At 43.8% G+C, this 19,252-nt stretch carries 19 protein-coding genes; 12 read left to right on the plus strand and 7 right to left on the minus strand.

What is annotated here, in order from left to right; all coding sequences use genetic code 11:
• Positions 1-263: 263 nt before the first annotated feature.
• Positions 264-1,136 (minus strand): hypothetical protein, encoded by an 873-nt coding sequence (locus V3V99_13400; protein ID MEE9443654.1) that lies wholly within the window; start codon positions 1,134-1,136, stop codon positions 264-266.
• Between the two features lie 198 nt (positions 1,137-1,334).
• On the opposite strand from V3V99_13400, the gene V3V99_13405 reads away from it, so the two are divergent.
• Positions 1,335-2,210, plus strand: coding sequence for an arginine deiminase family protein (locus V3V99_13405; GenBank protein ID MEE9443655.1), 876 nt, complete (start codon positions 1,335-1,337; stop codon positions 2,208-2,210).
• Between the two features lies 1 nt (position 2,211).
• Here the strand turns inward: V3V99_13405 and acs are convergent, their stop codons facing one another.
• A complete protein-coding gene (acs, locus tag V3V99_13410) occupies positions 2,212-4,158 on the minus strand; it encodes an acetate--CoA ligase (protein ID MEE9443656.1) in 1,947 nt (648 codons plus the stop codon).
• 215 nt (positions 4,159-4,373) lie between these two features.
• On the opposite strand from acs, the gene V3V99_13415 reads away from it, so the two are divergent.
• The 3 genes from V3V99_13415 to V3V99_13425 all read left to right on the plus strand — a co-directional run bounded on the left by V3V99_13415 (position 4,374) and on the right by V3V99_13425 (position 6,753).
• Complete coding sequence (locus V3V99_13415) at positions 4,374-5,168, plus strand: dockerin type I repeat-containing protein (protein MEE9443657.1); 795 nt, start codon at positions 4,374-4,376, stop codon at positions 5,166-5,168.
• Positions 5,169-5,241: 73 nt separating this feature from the next.
• The gene (locus V3V99_13420) at positions 5,242-5,991 is read left to right on the plus strand and encodes an enoyl-CoA hydratase/isomerase family protein (GenBank protein MEE9443658.1); all 750 of its coding nucleotides are present in this window, start codon (positions 5,242-5,244) and stop codon (positions 5,989-5,991) included.
• 57 nt (positions 5,992-6,048) lie between these two features.
• Positions 6,049-6,753, plus strand: a complete 705-nt coding sequence (locus tag V3V99_13425) for a cytidylate kinase-like family protein (GenBank protein ID MEE9443659.1) — start codon at positions 6,049-6,051, stop codon at positions 6,751-6,753.
• Between the two features lie 14 nt (positions 6,754-6,767).
• Here the strand turns inward: V3V99_13425 and V3V99_13430 are convergent, their stop codons facing one another.
• On the minus strand, positions 6,768-7,055 hold the full coding sequence (locus V3V99_13430; protein ID MEE9443660.1) for a hypothetical protein: 288 nt from the start codon (positions 7,053-7,055) through the stop codon (positions 6,768-6,770).
• A gap of 182 nt (positions 7,056-7,237) precedes the next feature.
• Here V3V99_13430 and V3V99_13435 point away from each other — a divergent pair, with 182 nt between their 5' ends.
• Complete coding sequence (locus V3V99_13435) at positions 7,238-8,239, plus strand: hypothetical protein (GenBank protein ID MEE9443661.1); 1,002 nt, start codon at positions 7,238-7,240, stop codon at positions 8,237-8,239.
• Between the two features lie 131 nt (positions 8,240-8,370).
• Entirely contained in the window at positions 8,371-9,186 is an 816-nt protein-coding gene (locus tag V3V99_13440) for a prohibitin family protein (GenBank protein MEE9443662.1), read from the plus strand.
• A 55-nt stretch (positions 9,187-9,241) separates the two neighbouring features.
• Here V3V99_13440 and V3V99_13445 read toward each other — a convergent pair whose 3' ends face one another.
• Positions 9,242-11,419, minus strand: a complete 2,178-nt coding sequence (locus V3V99_13445; protein MEE9443663.1) for a S46 family peptidase — start codon at positions 11,417-11,419, stop codon at positions 9,242-9,244.
• A gap of 58 nt (positions 11,420-11,477) precedes the next feature.
• Positions 11,478-12,248 (minus strand): carbon-nitrogen hydrolase family protein, encoded by a 771-nt coding sequence (locus V3V99_13450; protein MEE9443664.1) that lies wholly within the window; start codon positions 12,246-12,248, stop codon positions 11,478-11,480.
• A gap of 129 nt (positions 12,249-12,377) precedes the next feature.
• Between V3V99_13450 and V3V99_13455 the strand changes: the two genes are divergently transcribed.
• The 3 genes from V3V99_13455 (at position 12,378) to V3V99_13465 (ending at position 14,074) form a co-directional block, all read left to right on the plus strand.
• The gene (locus V3V99_13455; GenBank protein MEE9443665.1) at positions 12,378-13,049 is read left to right on the plus strand and encodes a ribonuclease HII; all 672 of its coding nucleotides are present in this window, start codon (positions 12,378-12,380) and stop codon (positions 13,047-13,049) included.
• On the plus strand, positions 13,046-13,393 hold the full coding sequence (locus tag V3V99_13460) for a YraN family protein (protein ID MEE9443666.1): 348 nt from the start codon (positions 13,046-13,048) through the stop codon (positions 13,391-13,393). The genes V3V99_13455 and V3V99_13460 overlap by 4 nt, the downstream gene beginning before the upstream one ends.
• 162 nt (positions 13,394-13,555) lie before the next feature.
• On the plus strand, positions 13,556-14,074 hold the full coding sequence (locus V3V99_13465; GenBank protein ID MEE9443667.1) for a ferritin: 519 nt from the start codon (positions 13,556-13,558) through the stop codon (positions 14,072-14,074).
• Positions 14,075-14,135: 61 nt separating this feature from the next.
• Here V3V99_13465 and V3V99_13470 read toward each other — a convergent pair whose 3' ends face one another.
• Together V3V99_13470 and ispG are read right to left on the minus strand one after the other, a co-directional pair.
• Positions 14,136-15,503: a hypothetical protein gene (locus V3V99_13470; protein MEE9443668.1), complete on the minus strand. Its 1,368-nt coding sequence runs from the start codon at positions 15,501-15,503 to the stop codon at positions 14,136-14,138.
• 124 nt (positions 15,504-15,627) lie between these two features.
• On the minus strand, positions 15,628-16,761 hold the full coding sequence (gene ispG, locus V3V99_13475; GenBank protein MEE9443669.1) for a flavodoxin-dependent (E)-4-hydroxy-3-methylbut-2-enyl-diphosphate synthase: 1,134 nt from the start codon (positions 16,759-16,761) through the stop codon (positions 15,628-15,630).
• Positions 16,762-16,825: 64 nt separating this feature from the next.
• Between ispG and V3V99_13480 the strand changes: the two genes are divergently transcribed.
• The 3 genes from V3V99_13480 to V3V99_13490 are packed head-to-tail and all read left to right on the plus strand — an operon-like array spanning position 16,826 to position 19,251.
• Positions 16,826-17,212: a hypothetical protein gene (locus tag V3V99_13480; protein MEE9443670.1), complete on the plus strand. Its 387-nt coding sequence runs from the start codon at positions 16,826-16,828 to the stop codon at positions 17,210-17,212.
• Between the two features lie 37 nt (positions 17,213-17,249).
• Positions 17,250-18,329: a butyrate kinase gene (buk, locus tag V3V99_13485; GenBank protein ID MEE9443671.1), complete on the plus strand. Its 1,080-nt coding sequence runs from the start codon at positions 17,250-17,252 to the stop codon at positions 18,327-18,329.
• A gap of 28 nt (positions 18,330-18,357) precedes the next feature.
• Positions 18,358-19,251 (plus strand): phosphate acyltransferase, encoded by an 894-nt coding sequence (locus V3V99_13490; GenBank protein MEE9443672.1) that lies wholly within the window; start codon positions 18,358-18,360, stop codon positions 19,249-19,251.
• The last annotated feature ends 1 nt before the right edge of the window (position 19,252 follow it).

Here is a 19,252-nt window from a genome sequence, read left to right on the forward strand (position 1 = left end):
ACCTGCACGGCACCAAATACTATTAACATGAAGTGGATACACCGCGCGACAGCTGAAAACAGGCTTTCGCCTGTTGATATGACCCAAAACGTTAATCTGAGGAAACAAACCCATTTTTACCGCGCAGGTGTGGACACCTGCACGGCACCAAATACTATTAACATGATGTGGATACACCGCGCGACAGCTGAAAACAGGCTTTCGCCTGTTGATATGACCCAAAACGTTAATCTGAGGAAACAAACCCATTTTGCATTTAGTTCTTATTCCGGTTTCAACTGCAAAAATATCTCACTGCTGACCCAGTATATGTTGCTGTTGGCAGTGAAGAACAGGTATTTACCGTCATGTGACAGGCACGGCGCGACCGTCTCCAATTCGCCCAGGTCAATCGGCTGCGCCTGCGACCAGACGCCATCGGCGCTGCGAAACGATACGAATAATTCCGGCTTTCTGTCTCCCATTGATGTATATATCAGGTAGCTTTCATCGGGAGCGATAGAGGGGTAGGCGTCCATTCCGGGAGTATTAATAGTTTTTGGTAAAATCGTGAAATCTTCATACTTACCGTTATGATTTTTACGGGTAATAGCAATATCGGCACCCATTTGACCTCGCCTGTTATCGGTCGTATAAAACGTTCCGTTATCCGAAATAGAAACCGACAATGAGCTCATTTCGCTGAAAGGAGATTCCATATGGATCGGGGCAGACCATTCGCCGTCAACTCGTTCAATCCGCCACAAATCGATCGATCCTGTGGTGCTGCCGGGAACCGATTTGGATGTTATGAAATAGAGCGTGTTTCCGTCGCGCGATAATCCCGGTTCCCAAGCGTCTTCATTTTGCAGTGAGGGAAAGCGAATCGCGTCGGTTATTGCCGAATCGGATAATTGAACGTACATCATTGCATGGTAGGGATTAGTGCCAAATCGGGAGAAATAAAATTCCGTACCATCAGGGGACATGGCGCATGAAAATTCACTGCCGGTACTTACTATATCGGGCGCGAACACTTCAGGAGTCAAACCCGGCGGAGTCTGGCCGTAAATTTTTGTCTCATCATTGGCGGATGAAAATGAGCCCAAGATGAAAACAAATAAAAGGGCGTAATAAAATAATCGTGCGTTCTTCATTTTTACCTCCCAGTAATTGCCGAAACACGAAACACAAATATTGTCTTGTTGATTTTATGACGGCATGGATGTAAAATTGTTATGTTAATAATTGTTAAATTTTGAATGCGTTCCCGGTAGAATTTTATAATTCACTTTGAAATTGAAGTCCATAATTTTATTGCGTATAATAAATTGAATCTTAACTGGAGAAATCGCATGACATACGGCGTCCAAAATGACTGCGGCAAAATTGAAAAGATACTCGTCAAACACGCCCGGGATGCTTATATCGGTCAGGAAAATATCGATAAGCAATGGCAAAATCTGAATTATTATGAGTGTCCGGATTTTAATAAGGCGCTAAATGAATATGAGGTCTTTGTGGAAAAGATCGCCTCGGTTGGGTGCGAAATCCATTATTTGCCCCAAAACGATAATGCCGGAATTGATTCGATTTATCCCCGAGACGCAGCCATATCGACTAACAAAGGCATAATTTTATGCAATATGGGCAAGGCCGAACGAAGCGGTGAGCCTGATAACCTTAAAAAGTATTTCAAAAAAATAAATGTTCCGATCCTGGGATGTATCTCCGGTAACGGCAAAGTCGAAGGCGGCGATATTATCTGGTTGGATGATATTTTGGTCGTCGGCCGGGGGTACCGAACCAATGATGAAGGGATTCGTCAATTAAAAGAATTTGTTAATGGAATCGCGAAGGAGGTCATAACGGTACCGCTGGTTCATTGGGAAGGCCGGGCGGATGTATTTCATTTGATGTCGATAATCAGTCCGATTGATAAAGACCTGGCGTTGGTTTATTCGCGACTGCTCCCGGTTCCGTTTCGAGAATTGTTAATAGATAAAGGCATTCAATTGGTCGAAGTCCCGGACGAAGAATTCGAGTCGATGGGATGCAATGTCCTGGCGTTGGCGCCTCGTAAATGTCTCATGCTCGAAGGCAATCCGATTACGAAAAACCGTCTTGAATCAGCCGGGGCGGAAGTCCTAACTTATTCAGGATATGAAATCTCTCGCAAAGGCGCCGGCGGTCCGACCTGCATGACCCGCCCGTTTATGCGGCAAGGATAAATCAATCCTCCTCATATCGTTTTTTTATTCTCGCCAGGACGTCGGGGTCGGCCAGAGTAGTTGTATCTCCGGCGACGCGGCCGGTAGCAATATCGCGCAGGAGCCGGCGCATGATTTTGCCTGACCGGGTTTTGGGAAGATCGGGAGCGTAAATAACTTTATCCGGTTTGGCGATAGCTCCGATTTTACGCGCGACAAAATCCCGCAACTGTCCAATGGTTTTGTCGGTAAACTCCTGACCGCCTCCCAATGTCACAAAGGCCGCCAGGCATTCGCCCTTGAGTTCATGGGGAATTCCGACTACTGCCGCTTCGACAACCTTGGGATGCGCGACGAGGGCCGATTCGACTTCCATTGTCGAGAGGCGATGACCGGCGGTATTAATGACGTCATCGACGCGCCCGAGAATCCAGAGATAGCCGTCCTTATCGATTTTGGCTCCGTCGCCGGGGAAATATATCCCGGGCCATTTGGACCAGTAAACGTCGATAAATCTTTTGCGGTCGCCCCAGATACCGTTCAGCATTCCCGGCCAGGGCTTGGTAATTGCAAGGTATCCGCCGCCCTGCTTGATTAATTTACCGTTTTCATCGAGAATCTTCGCCTCTATTCCCGGAAAAGCCCGAGTTGCCGAACCGGGTTTGGTTTTTGTAATGCCCGGGAGAGGCGTAATCATGATATGTCCGGTTTCGGTTTGCCACCAGGTATCGACGATGGGGCACTTTTCTCCGCCGATATGTTTATGATACCACATCCAGGCTTCCGGATTTATCGGTTCGCCGACCGTTCCAAGAAGCCGCAATGAACTCAAGTCATGTTCTTCAGGCCATTGCTTGCCCCATTTCATGAAGGTCCGGATGGCGGTAGGTGCGGTATAAAACAGATTGACACCGTAATCTTCGACGATTTGCCAGAAGCGATTCTTGTCGGGCCAGTCAGGGCTGCCTTCATACATCACCTGTGTGGCGCCGTTGGCGGTAGGGCCGTAAACGACATAGGAATGACCGGTGACCCAGCCAACATCGGCGGTGCACCAGAAGACATCATCCTCTTTCAGGTCAAAGACGTATTTTGAAGTAGTATAAACTCCGGTTAGATATCCTCCGCAGGTATGGACAATTCCCTTCGGTTTACCGGTTGTTCCTGAGGTGTAGAGAATAAATAGGGGGTCATTACTGTTAACATAGATCGGCGGACAATAATTGTCGGCTTCCTGCATCAGGCGATGATACCAATGATCACGTCCCTCCTTGATGCGCAACAGGAAATCGCCCCGTTTGACGATGACGACATGTTCGATGGAAGGGCATTCGGCAATAGCCACATCGGCGTCGTGTTTGAGGGGGATAATTTGTCCGCGCCGCCAACCTCCGTCGGCAGTTATCAATAGTTTTGCCTCGGCATCATTAATTCTATCGCGTAGTGATTCGGGAGAGAAACCGCCAAAGACAACCGAGTGAATGGCTCCGATGCGGGCGCAGGCGAGGCAGGCTACGACAAGCTCAGGTATCATGGGCAGATAAATCGCGACGCGATCGCCCTTTTTAATCCCCAACGATTTTAGAGCATTGGCAAATTTATTGACTAATCGATAAAGCTCAAAATAAGTCAAAGTCCTTCGGTCGCCCGGTTCGCCTTCCCAGATGAGTGCCGCTTTGTTTTTTCGTCCGTTGGCGATGTGACGATCAAGGCAGGATTCGGTAACGTTGAGTTTTCCGCCGACAAACCAGCGGGCATCGGGGGCTTTCCATTGAAGACTCTTAGTCCATTTTTTCTTCCAGACCAGTTCACCGGCCATCTTTTCCCAAAAGGCGGTTGGATTTTTTTTGGATAAATTGTAAATTTCTTTTTTAGCGTTGGCGTTTTTCGAGAATTTTGGTGATGGCCTAAATACTCTTTTCTCGTCAAGCAGAGTCTCAATAGCAATATCTTTTGATTTTCGCGGCATGGTTTACTCCCTAAAATAGACAATTTTTATCATCATTTGATTAATATAATCATACGTTTCGATAAAGCAAATGTTAGACTTGTCTTTATTATGCTGTTATTGCGCAGTGATTTTATCGGTTGACAGAATGAAGACAATCAATTATTTTGTATTAGTGGGGTGCTTATTTAATTTAATGTCGCTTTTGCCTGGGTTACTTTATCCAGGGGATGGGTATGCCGAAATCAAAATTTCATTTTACCGGCTTTGATAGGCCGATGTTGATTCCGTTCGGAGTAGTTTTACTTCTATTAATTTTGTTTTTGACAAATCCCGTATTGGGAGCTAATTGCGGAGACTGCAATAATGATGGGAATGTCAACGTCGGGGACGCCGTTTATTTGATTCGATCTATTTTTAACGGTGGACCGCAAATCGAATCATCAATCGATGCTGACGTTAATTGCGATTATTATGTCAATGTCGGAGACGTCGTGTTTTTGATAAATACGGTTTTCAAAAAAGGACCGGCTCCGTGCTCCCAATGTCCGAATTTAAATCAGGAATTCCTTTTTGAAATTGGCTACATAAATTTTGCATGGGGCAAAGTAAAGCGAGGTTATTTCGTTGATTCACGGGGCAGTGTATTTAAGTATAATTATAATCCTGAAGATATTTTCTTTTCAGCTTCGATTTTGGATACGGTAACGTCCGATATTCTCAAGGAACGATATAATCATAATCTTGAGTTTATCGGATTTGTCAATTCGGAATCTTTGACTGAAATGCGAAATCTGATTCCCCAACTGGCTGAAGGTGTTCTTTTGCCCCGGGCACATAGATGTTATGATGCCGGTACTATGACCAGCGTCGCATATAAATATGACGAATCATCCGATAAATATTTTCCCATACTGATTGAGCAATGCGGCGATTGGGCCCAGAAAAATCCGGTTCCTGAGGCTGAAATATTACAGGATTGGCTGAGTGATATTACCGGCTCGGGCAATTTTGAAGCCTGCTGTTATTGATACTTTTTATTTGATCCCTGATGTGTTAACTTATCCACATAACTTATTTATTTTTCCATGAAAGGAATCAATTATGAAATATGTGGAAATTACAGAAAGTGAAAATATAGCCACAGTTATTTTGAAACGAGGAAAAGTTAACGCCTTCAATGAAGATACGGTCGATGAGATGCAATCAGTATTTAATGATCTGGAATCAAAGTCGGATATAAAGTCGGTTATTTTTACCGGACATGGAAAATTCTTTTCTTTCGGATTTGACGTCCCGGAACTGATTCAACTTTCTCGGGAAGATTTCAAACGGTTTTTAACGAAATTTACGGCTCTGTATAATACTATTTATACATTTCCCAAACCTGTAATCGCCGCCTTGAACGGACATGCCGTAGCCGGAGGATGTATGCTGGCAATTATGTGCGATTACCGCATAATAATTCTGGACCGTGCCAAAGTATCTCTCAATGAAATCGCGATAGGAGTTCCAGTTTTCGCGGGAAGCGCGGATGTATTAATAGGTCTGGTGGGGCAGCGTAATGCCGAGACCATACTATTGACCGGGGATATGTATGATCCGCCGCAGGCGATGTCATTGGGGATGGTCGATAAGATCGTCTCGCCGGACATCCTTATGCAGGAAGCGCATCAAAAGGCCCTGGAACTGGGCAATAAGAGAGCTCCGGCCTATTCGACTATTAAAAATTTTATCCGGCGGCCGATTTCCGAAAAATATTTGCCCTTGGAAAGTGAGTACATCGAAAAATTCCTTGATATTTGGAATAGCCAGGAGTCTCAGAATTTGCTTAAAGATGTTGTTATTCGCTAAAATTATTTAGGCCATATTTGACTCCCTTCCATTCGTATTTATTTGGGAGGTGACTTCATGGCGTCAATCGAGCAAATTATAAATCGGCAATTCGGTATGTGGGAAATGCAGCAGAAAGAACGCGCAGTCGCTCTTGAACCATCTCCACCACCACCGCCGATTGTGACGGTCTCACGAGAGCATGGATCGCGTGGATCGTACCTGGCTTCCCGGCTGGCCGAAGCAATGGGGTATCAGCGATTGCACCGCGAAGTTATTGACTCCATATGTCAATCATCAGGTTACCGCAAACATATTATCGAATCGCTGGATGAAAAATACCGCTCCAATATTACCATGCTGGTTGAATCTTTTCTAATTGGACAGGCGGTTCATCCGGTCGATTACGCCCGAAATTTGTATTTGGTTATATTATCGATGGCTGAGCTAGGGGGGGTTGTCCTGGTTGGTCGAGGTGGGAATTTTATTCTGGGGCCCGAAAAGGGTTTTCATATACGCGTTGTATGTCCCCGTGAAAAACGGGTAGATAATTTAATCAAATATAAAGCGATGGAGCGTGAAGAGGCAATCGCCTCAATCGCGGAATCGGATCTTGAACGCAAAGAATTAATCCGAAAGATGTTCGGACAGGATATTAATAATCCTTGTTTTTATGATTTATGTATTAACACGGCCAGAATCGACATTGAAGATATTGTACCATCAATATTGGGGGCTATTGACGGGAAAATGAAAAAGCTAAAGCATGATCCCGCGGTTTAATATTACAGGCAGAATTACCATTCCCCGGTTTCAATATTACCGGGTTGATTCCGATAGGAATCTTTTTTCATCCGATATACGACCCAGAAAACGAATTTGGCGGCAATAGCGATTAGAAGAAGACGGAGCACAAATCCTACCGCGACGCCAGGGCAGGAACTGGTAAAAACATAAAAGAGAATTAAGGTTGCCGTTCCCAAGCCCATATTTTTAAAATATTCTCGATATTCATTTTTGGTATATTGCCCGTAAGTGTAGGCGATAATTGCGCAAAAACTGATAAGATAAATCGGAGACAGCATAATTACCCCAAACTTGAAGCGCGGATAAAATTTTATATATCGTTATTTGGTTCGTCTTAAAGGAATAGAAATTAACGGCCAGGCGCAGAGATTTGTTTTTCGGGGGATATCTTATTCAAAAATTGCGCAGCTATTGACAAAATTTCGCTAATCAGTTAATTAACCGGTAGGTAGGATAGATTATGCAAAGGACAATTTTATTTATATTCGGAATCATCCTGATTCTTATTATCTTTGGATGCGCCAAGGAATTTGAATCGAGCTTAAATTCCCAGGAAGGTGGATTGTATTACGGGTTTTTTGCCCGAATCAACGCATCCGATAATTTTTTTTCAAAACGAATTGTCCCAACTGTTACCGGTTCGAAAATATTTGAACCGATAGTCAATTGGGAGGAATCTCTGGGCGAGCCATTTATTGATATAAATGCTAATGGTATCTATGATGCCGGTATAGATTCATTCAATGTCTCTATCCATGATTTAAACGGAAATCTTGCTTATGATAGTCCCGATGATCCCTGGAGTGAAGGAATCCCATTTGATGATATTGACGGCAACGGACTGTTCAGGGAAAATACCGGTGAACGAATAACCGGTTATGTGGCCGGAATGCCTTATGCCGATTTCAATAATGGCGGAACCAGAGATATTCGACTTGACGGATTGTATGGTGTGCTTTCCTTTAATTCGGTGTACTGGTATGGAGGCCGGTCTTACGCGGTTAAGCAGGAACCGGCCAGTTATCAATTCATATCGGATTCCGGATTGACGTATGATTTGCCCTTCGGTTTTGAGTCGGTGTTGGGGGCAATCGTCATTTGGGATACCGGGATGTACTATCGGCGACCGCCTTTTACGGTGCCACTTTTGGATACTGGGAAGGTAGTTCCATCTGAACGAAATTTCGAATTTAACTATCCCGATACCAGCGCCGTTTATCACAGGTTAGTTAGTTACCCAAAAACATTAACGGTCGATGGAATGACTTTAAGTAACCTGTTGTATTGCCAGTTGACTCATGAGAGCCGGCGCTATGGATTTTATTTTTCCCGGGATAATGGCTTGGTGGCTTATGAATTCTGGATTTTATCCAATCCCTGGTATGATGAGTATCACACGATTGAGTATTATTTTCGCAGGATTGACGGCGACGAGCCCTTGGTTTTTCCGACGAGCCGATAATTACGGCATTTGCTAATTTAGTTTTTCATAAATCGAGTTGTTGAATTTTTCTGCATGTTTCTTGTTGAATAATTCCTCAACATAAATCTATATTAATAGTGCTTAAGAAAAATCACAAAAAGGAGGATAAAATGGTACAAGGGAGATTTTCACGTTATTTGCCAATTGCGGCACTGCTACTGGCCGGGCTATTTATGGTTGGATGCGGCACCCAGGTCCCTTCCGGGCATCGAGGGGTGAAGTATTACAAGTTTGGTGAAGGTACCGAGATGGGCACGATATATGATGAGGGATTCAACTGGCATTTGCCCTGGAACTCGATTTATGTTTATAAGACTCAGTTAGATGAACGCAAAGAGGATTTGCAGATACTCTCATCCGATGGAGCCTCTATTTCTCTTGAGGTGTCTATTTGGTTCAAGCCGATACCCGAAAAACTCGATTCGCTCCAAAAAACTATCGGTCAGCGTTACTATAGTTCTGTAGTCGCTACGGCTATTCGCGGCGTGGGTCGATCGGTGGTAGGCAAATATAAACCTGAAGAGATTTATTCTACCAAGAGGGAAATTATAGCTTCCGAAATTCTAACCGAAATGCAAAATATCCTGACCGATAAGTTTGTGAATATTGAAAATATCATTATTCGTAATGTCGGTCTGCCCCCCAGGATAACTGAGGCTATTAACGCCAAGCTCGCGGCCGATCAGGAACAGCAAAAGATGAAATTTACTTTATTAAAGGAACAGCAGGAAGCGGAGCGAAAGAAAATCGAAGCGAAAGGTATAGCGGATTTCCAGAAAATTGTTTCCAGTGGGATAACTCCAATGCTTCTTAAGTGGAAAGGGATTGAGGCGACCGAAAATCTGGCCAACTCACCCAACACCAAAGTAGTGATTATCGGAAGTAGCAAAGACGGTTTGCCTCTTATTTTAGGCGGTGATAATTAGTATTTATGGACACAAAAAAAGCCCCGCCTGTTCGGGGCTTTTTTTTCATATTATTTTATTTAGTGATAGTTAATTCCGACACCAGCTCGTCAAGATGATATACTTTATCGATAATAAATAACATATATCGCGAATCGCAGACGACGGCCCGGGTATAATCGGGATCAAAATAGTAATCGGCCACAACACCATCGAAGCTGGTGTCAAAATCGAGTCCGATGAGTTCGCCGTCTCCGTTAATTACCGGGCTTCCGGAACTGCCATTGGTCCCCGAATTGGACGTTATAAAATTGACGGGAATGTCATTCAGGTCGGGGGCCAAATAGTCGCCAAAGTCTTTAGCTTCGTGAGTTGCTTTTAATTTATCCGGGACAATAAACGGTTTTTCACCGGTTTCCTTTTCCATGATACCGGTTAGTGTAGTCATTATATCGTATTGGATGCCGTCGCGAGGTGAATAGGCCTCTACCTGACCGTAATTAAAGCGCTTGGTCGAATTTGCATCGGGAGCTATATCGCCCTTTTTCCATTCCCAATAGGCTTCCATTAATTTCGGCATCAAGCGGTTTCTGGCTCCTTTAAATGTATCATCACGATTTTCGATTGCATCCTTTTCGGGCTTCAAGGAAATAGCCAGATATATCAGGGGATCACCAAGGTTTTCGAGTTCCGCTTTTGTCATATTGAACATATTAACTCGGGTGTCAGCATCAATCATGGTAGTTTTTTCAAATAGATTTTCAACATATTCGTCAATTTTCTTCGGTAGTTTATCTACCGGTACATCCGCGAATATCGAAGTAAAGGCCTTAATCGTCTGATCTTCCGGGAGGGTCAGGATCTCTCTGATTATTCGCTTCAGCATAGCAATGTCAAATTCGGGAATGAGGTTTATCTGTACTTCCTTTAGGCCCTTGAGGAAATACTCCTCATCGCGCTTCAGGTAGCCTCGTTTTCTATCGGACTCATCTTTTTCACGTTCGACGGCCCATTTATATAGTGCATTGGCGTAATATAAAAGCGAGCTGGAATGGCTCAAATTTCTCATATAAAAATCGTGGATGTAGTATCGGTTTATATCGATATACGCTTGCCTCAATTCCGGTAAGACATGGCCGTATTTTTCACCCAACTGAGGATTATTCGTCAGAAAATTAGTAAATTCATCTTCTATATGACGCCGGAGGCTTAATACTCTGGCGCGCTTGAGACCCAGCAATTGACCTTTTCGTTTCTTATAAAAATTGCTGATACCGCCCCGTTTGTTCGATAAACGCAGAGCGATCTCAGGATCAGCGGCTGCGATACTGTCAAGAATATTCAGGCTTTTCTCCGAGAACTCAATATAAAGCGGTATATATTCGTTTTCGAGATGATCCAATTCTGCGGAAGGAAGATATCGGCTGGTTCTTCCGGGGTAACCCATTAGAATTGTGAAGTCGTTTTCTTTGAGGGGCTTGGAAGATATTTTCAGAAAGTTATGAGGGTGGTAGGGGACGTTCTCCTCAGAATATTGGGCGGATGATCCATCGGGCGCGACATAAGCCCGGAGAAACGAAAAATCTCCGGTATGACGGGGCCACATCCAGTTATCGATTTCTCCACCGAAATTTCCTATCGCTTGTGGAGGCACATAAACTAGGCGAATATCTTTTATCTTAAAATAGGTATACAGGATATAGTATTTGCCACCGTACATTTTGGCGACGCGGCATTCGACATCGCGGTCTTTTTCGGCTTCTTTTATAATAGCATTTATGGCTTTCTGTTCGGCCTTATGTTGTTCAAGGTATTCAGAAATATGATCAATTTGTCCCAGAATTTTATCGGTGACATTTTCGATCGATAAAGTTACTCTCACATAGCATCCAATTGCGGCAATCTCGTCCTCTTTTGTGGGGGCATAAAAGCCGTTTTTTAAGTAATTTTGTTCAATCGTGCTTTGCTTTTGAACAAAACCGTCGGCGATATGGTGATTGGTGACTAAAAGTCCGTTTTCTGACACGAACGACGCTGTACCTCCCCGGATAGCTATTACCGCATCGGAGATATCGAGCCCGTCCGGATTGTATATTTCCTTAAGTTCCAGGTTTAAGCCCATCGCTTTCATATTGTCGAAGGGTAGCTTGTTCAAATCATAAAGAGGCCACATACCGCCATCGGCATTAACCAGTGAAAATGAAAACAGTAATAAAAAAATCGCCCCCACGAATTTAACAGTTGCTTTTGCCATGAAATAGTCCTCCTTCGGAACTAAGAAACATAGAATAAGGAGCTTTTACAAGGGGTAATTAGGTAGTAGAATAAATAATGCGTTGCTTGGCTCGAAATTCGCGCAAATCGGCGATATCAAGAGTTGTTGATATAATACGTTCTCTGTTTTCATCCTGCGGGGCGATTCGATTTAATATGCCCCAGGGGGCGGCTACAAGCGATCGGCCCTGCAATTTGCCTCCCCATAACTCGCCGACGGCACAGCACTTAATTATGTAGGCACCGCTGCGACGGGCGCCGTCAATAAATATATTATTGTCTCGCGCGAATTTAACTTTTTCATGTTCATGCGGCCTGTAAGGCGAGGTGGTTGGGATGAAGACTATATCAGGTTGCAGAGATCGTAAACGGTCGAAATTAGCCTGATATAAAACATCGGCGCATATTAATACCGATACGCGAACATTATTTATTTCAATGATGATTTGGTTCTGCCCCGGAGAAATATAGTTTTTTTGTTCGTTTGCGGTGGGATTGGTTTTACGATATGTACCAACAATGTCGTTCCTGTCAAATACATGGCAGGTATTGAAAAATTCATTTTCGTATGATTCGATCGCAGTCCCGGATATTAGAATAGTCTCGAATCGCTCCGCCAGTATCCCGCAATATTTCAATCGCCTGAGAGTGTCGAGGGAATTTTGACGAGTATCTCGCAGTTTGGGATTGACATTGAAATATTCGGGCAGGATTACAAAATCGGGCCGTTGTTTGAAAATTGCCAGATTTTCATCGAGTGACAACTCGCGTCCGACATCGCATTGGACTATGACGATTTTCCTTAACATATATTATTGTACGGCGGTTTTTTGACCACGGTTTCCCCGGAAGTGTTAATTCTTTGTTGCCCTGGCCCGATATATATAATATACATTAATCAGATGGTTGAGCCGTCACAGAAACGGGGATTTAGGAATATGGGACAGAAAATTATTTTCGGTGATGATGTTGGCAAATTATTGGAATCTTGCGATCTGGAAAGTAAATTGAGGGAGACGGGTCGGCAGATTATTGCCGGCGTTGATGAAGCCGGACGCGGACCTTTGGCGGGGCCGGTAGTCGCTGCAGCGGTTATACTTCCCGATAGTGGGATGATACCGGGGTTGGACGATTCCAAGAAATTATCGGCAGCCCGGCGGGATATCTTATTCGACCGAATCGTTACTTCAGGGGCGGAATACGCGGTTGGGATTGTTGATAATGAGATGATTGATCGCATCAATATTTTGCGAGCATCGCTTCGGGCAATGGCTCAGGCCGTATGCAAATTATCTAAAAAGCCTGACTTTGTAATGGTTGACGGAAATCAGCCGATCCCCAATTTGGAATTGGCCCAGGCGACAATTGTCGGCGGTGATGCGATTTGCCCTTCCATATCAGCGGCCTCGATTATCGCTAAAGTTACGCGCGACAGAATCATGGATCATTATGATAAATTGTATGCCGATTTTTCATTCTCCAAACACAAAGGATATCCGACGGCAGAACATCTTGACCAGTTAAAAACATACGGAGTAACCCCGATTCATAGAAAATCCTTCAAACCGGTTGCCGAAGCCTTATCCCGGGCGGAATTAACGCTGGCATGAATTCCAAAACCCGTGCGGAAAAGGGTGCTGACGGAGAAGATACTGCTGTTCAGTACTTGCGTTTCCTGGGCTATGATATTCTTCATCGAAATAAAAGACTTTCCCGTTATGAGGTCGATATTATATGCCGCGATCAAGATTGTCTGGTATTCGTAGAAGTTAAGAATTCGCCTGCGGGAAGTCTGGGGCATCCGGCGACATGGATTGATGGTCGTAAACAGGAAAAACTCCGAAACGCCGCCGAATTATATATCAAAGAAAATCAAATTACCGACACGGATATTCGATTTGACGCTGTAACAATCTATAAGGGTCAAATTGAGCATTTCAAAAACGCCTTTTAATCTTACGCAAAAAACATTGAATTAAAGGAAACAAATTTATCCTGCTGCTGTTACGGATGCTAATTGATACGTATATCTTGAAAAAGAATAAGAATATTCTTAAAACTTATGCTCCGTAAATATATTGAGCGACAAAATGTGAGAATTAAGCGGGAGGAAAAAATGGCAATTGGTAAAAAAATAATCGAGAATTTCAACGCGCAGATGCAGCGCGAGTTTTATTCCTCATATCTTTATCTGGCTATGGCGGGATATTTTGAGGATATGGATATGAAAGGTTGCGCGCATTGGATGCGAATGCAGGCGGAAGAAGAACGGATGCACGCTATGAAGTTCTATGATTTTATCGCCAGCCGCGGCGGGCGTCTGGAACTTTTGGAAATCGAAAAACCGCCCAAAGAATGGAAATCCCCGCTTGACGCTTTCGAAGAAACTCTCAAACATGAGGAATCGGTGACAACGCACATTAATAATCTGGTTGATATCGCTCTGGAAGAAAAAGATCACGCGGCTCACAGTTTTTTGCAATTCTTCGTTGATGAACAGGTAGAGGAGGAAGATCAAGTCAATGAAATTTTAGCGAAGATAAGAATGGTAAAGGATTCAGCGGGGGGAATGTTTATGTTTGACAGTGAACTGGCCAAACGCCCCATGCCGATGCCGATTACCACTACCGAATAATAAAATAATTGATTTGGATTAAATGGAGAGCGGTCTTTGGCCGCCCTTTTTTTATGATTTATTATACTGTTGTAGCTTTTAGATATTTTCTGATATTCGATTTAAAGGGCCCGTTCGCCCTAACAATATCTTCCCGAATAAATTCCTTAACCGCGTCAATTCTCGGAGAAAATTGGTTTTCCAGGACGTTGACCATGATACTAAATAAATCAACTGAAGATATTAAACAGCATCGTTGTTTCAAATTGGCGGAAATTACTTCTTCGGTAAAGGCCGAGTTTCTGCTTTCCGGGGTCATCTCACAGGGGGCGTTGGCAACGATAATGCACCTGGGTTTATAATCGTGATGACATTTGTTGATTTTATTGATGACTTTGTTGAATAAATCCAAAGTGACCGGATCGAGTTTTTCCGAAATGATTTCCACAGCTATATTGACGGCGGTTTTGTCGCGCATATAAACATCAAAATCGGCTCCGCTGATAGTCTCCGGAATCTGCGGAAATTGAAATCCCAGAGTTTGCATGGCATTAACGACGGCGCCTTTTAAATCGCTGCCAGTTGTGTAGAGCAAATCTACATATCCTTCAGCCATGAGAGATAACTCCTGGTTGTTTTTAATGGCTCGTTCGATGACTTTTATTTCTTCCTGAAGATCCACGATTTTTAGATTATATGGATTAACCCGTTCGATTTTTTGCTCGAATTTTTCAATCCACTTCGGGCGTTTTTGATCATGTCGTCGATGATGAAGAATGCCGGAAAAAGATTTGGCCAGAAGACTGTTTTCATCCGAAGATAAGAACTTGGGAATAATATAAACTTCACCGGGGCCGAATGATTGAGATATTTTTTGAATAACGGGATGATGCGGATAAGCCGTCGCTTCGGCGATTATTGATAGGTTCTCTTTTTCGCTGAAATTGATGGACATCATAGTTTCGACGGCGGTCCGCCCCAGTAGGCTGTAGAGATGAGAGTTCGGTGATTTAAAGCGCATGGCGTGAATCGGGCCGTATTGACAGGAATATTTACCCAAAAAATCTTCGAGCCAGAAAAATATCGATAGAATAGATTCCGTATATTGATTTGTCGCCACTCCGGCTGAACTCATTTTCTTGACACGAATGTAAGATATCGGGAAATTGGATCGGATAACCAACAATCCTCCGGCGAAAAGGAAATTATGAATCAATCGCGAGGCCATTTTGGTTTTGGCCAGAAATTGTAAGAATTCCCTTTCGGATCGATCGATATATTCGGCACGCCGCAAATCGGCGGTGTTTTTGCGATATCCATTTCTTATGGCAAAATTCATAGGGTCGAAAAAAACAACATTATAATTCGATAAATCAGTTATATCGAATAAATCGCTTTGGGAAAATTCACTGGCGTCACTGTCCCAATTACAAAATAAAATATCCCTCATTTATATTACACTCACTAAATTATGTAATTTTCATATAACAGCCAATCAGACCTATCTCTAATAAAATCGGTAAATAATTGGTAAAAATTTAGACTACCGCCGCAAAAAAGTATAAAATAAGAGATTATTCTCCGGTGATTTTTCTTATTTCCTCAAGAAGAACGGTTTCGAGCTTGTCTTCTTTATAAGTCACCTGTTTCCCGTCTTTCAAAAATAAAATTCCCTGACCGGCGCCGCCGGCAACGCCGATATCGGCTGCCTTGGCCTCGCCGGGACCATTGACAATACAGCCCATCACGGCGACTTTCAGGGGCGTTTTTATATGGCTTGTTTTTTCTTCAATCCGTTTAGCCAGGTTTATTAAATCGATCTGGCAACGCCCGCAGGTGGGGCAGGAGATAATCTCAACCCCTTCTTTTTTCATCTCCAGAGATTTTAGAATCTGGCGACAAACTTTGATCTCTTCGACCGGATCGGCAGTCAGAGAAACTCTCAAAGTATCTCCGATCCCTTTGGCCAGCAAGGCTCCGATGCCTATCGCTGATTTTATGGAACCGGCGAATTCGGTACCGGCTTCGGTTATGCCGAGGTGAAGAGGGTAGTCAACCAATTCAGCCAGCATTGAATAGGCGGCGATGGCGCAGTTGACGTTGGTTGATTTCAGGGAAATGACGGTATCATAAAAATCATGCTTTTCAAGAAGTTCGAGTTCGCGGAGAGCCGCTCCGACAAACGCCCGCGGGTCTTCATGACCGAATTCCTCCTGTAAATCCTGAGGCAGAGAACCTGAATTGACGCCTATTCGGATAGGAATTTCAGCATCTTTGGCGGCTTTGACAACCTCGTCTACTTTCCAGTCGGGACCTATGTTTCCGGGATTAATTCGGATTTTGTCGACCCCCTCTTCAATAGCTCGTAAGGCTAATTTATATGAGAAATGAATGTCGGCGACTAACGGAATCGAGATTTGTTTTTTTATTTGTCCCAGACAAGTCGCGGCGTTCTTGTTGATGACCGCGATGCGAATTATTTCGCACCCGGCCTCTTCAAGACTTTTTATTTGTGCGACGGTACTTTTGATATCGCGTGTATCGGTAGTGGTCATGGATTGAATAGCGACCGGAAAATTACCGCCGATAATAACATTTCCGATTTTTACCGCCCGCGATTTTCTTCGGGTTACCGGGTATTCAAACTTACCGCCCGAAAGAATTTCCCGCCAATTTTGTTTTGCCTTGTCGGATATATCTCTTGACATATTACCTTCTTGTTTCGCTTAATTAAACGATAATACGAAAAAAGACAACCGAAAGTTAGTATCTTTGGATTATCGCAAGATCATATTTTATGTCGTCATAATATTATTGGCCGTCGGCTATTGGTACACGACTAAAAATAAATCGGAAGAGATAACGCTCAAATCCGAATTATTTGCTCAGGTTTACGCCGGGACCCGGGTTGTCGGCGAATTATATCGCAATGAGCCGGAGAGATTTTTTCGAGCTCGCGATTCGATTTATGCCGCCCATAATTTCAACGCCGATTCGGTGAGGTTTTTTCAACAATCATTGGAAAATGATTCGGAAAAGTGGCCGGAAATCTGGGGACGAATCAGAAATCTTACTGATTCTCTGACGACTTATTATATCGAAAACCCGGTAATACATCCAACGGTTGATTCGACGGACACATTAAATACCGATAAATAGCCTTTACGTCAGATAAATTCCTATTTCGGAGTGACTGATGACTGATAAAATTAATTTGATACTGGTTATAAATCCGGGCTCCACCTCGACCAAAGTATCCGTATTCAGAGACGATGAACAATTGCATAACGAAAATATCAAGCATGATGCGAAGTTCCTCGGCCGATTCAACCTGGTCTCGGAGCAGTTTGATTTCAGGAAAACTGAAATTGAGAAATGGCTTGAATGTTTACCGAACAGCGACAAAAATTTCGCGGCTGTGTCGGGAAGAGGCGCCCCTCTTAAACCTTTGGAAGGAGGCACCTACATTATCTCCGAAAATATGCTCGATGATGTGCGTATGTCGCGCTATTCCAATCATGCTTCCAATCTGGGTTCGATGCTGGCCGATTATTTTGGGAGGATTTACAATGTCCCTGCCTATATCACTGATCCGATTACGGTTGATAATTTTACCGATGTGGCGCGAATATCGGGAGTGCCCGGGATTGTCAGAAAATCGCGTTCACACTGTCTGAATATCAAAGCCGTCGGCCGGGCGGAAGCCACCAGGGTGGGGAAAAAGCTTGAAGATGTCAATTATGTTGTGGCTCACCTGGGTGGAGGGATTTCGATAGCGGCACTGGAGAAAGGGCGCATAGTTGATGTCAATGACGGTCTTTTAGGGATGGGGCCGTTTTCGGTCGATCGGGCCGGAGCCTTGCCAATTGGGGGATTAGTGGATTTATGTTTTTCCGGCAAATATTCCAGGGATGAAGTAGTAGAGATTCTATCGAAGAAAAGCGGTCTTTTGGGATATTTGGGGCATAGCGATTTGCGCCAGGTCGAGCTGATGATTGAAGATGAAGACAAGACTGCCGAACTGATTTACCGGGCCATGTGCTATCAGATAGCCAAAGAAATTGGAGCGGCGGTGGTTGTCCTGAAAGGCAACATCGATGGAATAATTCTAACAGGCGGGATGGCGTATTCGGTCATGTTGGCCGAGATAATCTCCGAGTATATTAAATTCATTGCCCCGATTATTATTGTCCCGGGTGAGAAAGAAATGCAGGCCCTGGCTGAAGCGGCTATTCGTGTTATTAGCGGAGAAGAACAACCAAAAACTTATGATTAATTTTTGGCGGGTTAATTGAACGAATTCTATGATTAGATCATCGGATGAAATAATTGACGCTGCTCGAAAAATAAGCGGCAAGCGCGGCAGATTTCGAATAGCCGTGGCGGTGGCAAACGATTCTGATGTTTTGGGGGCTATAAAATCAGCTTACGATGATGGAATATGTGATGCCTTATTATTTGGCGATAGAGGCAAAATAGAGGAAGTAGCCCAAAGGGATCAAATCGATATCGGGAAATTCAGGATATTTGACCAGCCGGATGATAGCAAGGCGGTTAAAGGCGCGGTCGGAACAGCAGCGAGAGGCGAAGCCGATGTGACGATGAAAGGTTTTGTCTCAACCTCGACGCTACTAAAAGGCGTTCTCGATAAGAAGTTTAATTTGCGAATCAGCCGGACGCTATCTCATATAGCGGTTCTGACAATACCGGGACGGGATAAACTTCTTCTGGCAAGTGATGGTGGAATGACGGTCAAGCCGACTATTGAGCAGCGATTTGATATATTTAAAAATGCCCTTGCTGTTGCCGAGGCATTAAGAATAAAGCCATTTCGAACGGCGATATTGGTTGGAAACAAAGATACCACGAATAATCATCTGGTATATGAATCTCAGGAATTGCTTAAGCTAATCCAAAAAGAAAATCTTTCCGATTATGTACTGCCGGAACCGATGAATCTGGCCGATGCTCTAACATCCGAAGTCGATGCCGTTATCTACGGAAGTATTGAAGAATGCAACTTGGCAACTAAGAGTATGATTATCTTTGGTAAAGCGATTTTTACGGGAGTAATAATCGGGTCAAAGATACCGGTATCGGTAGTATCCCGAACCGACCCGATAATCGGTAAGAAAGCGTCAATCGCGCTGGCCTGTTTGGTCTCCGATTATTATCGCCGCATGGACGAGGGGAAATAAA

The organism is Candidatus Zixiibacteriota bacterium (genome assembly GCA_036480375.1).
Classification (GTDB): domain Bacteria; phylum Zixibacteria; class MSB-5A5; order GN15; family JAAZOE01; genus JAZGGI01.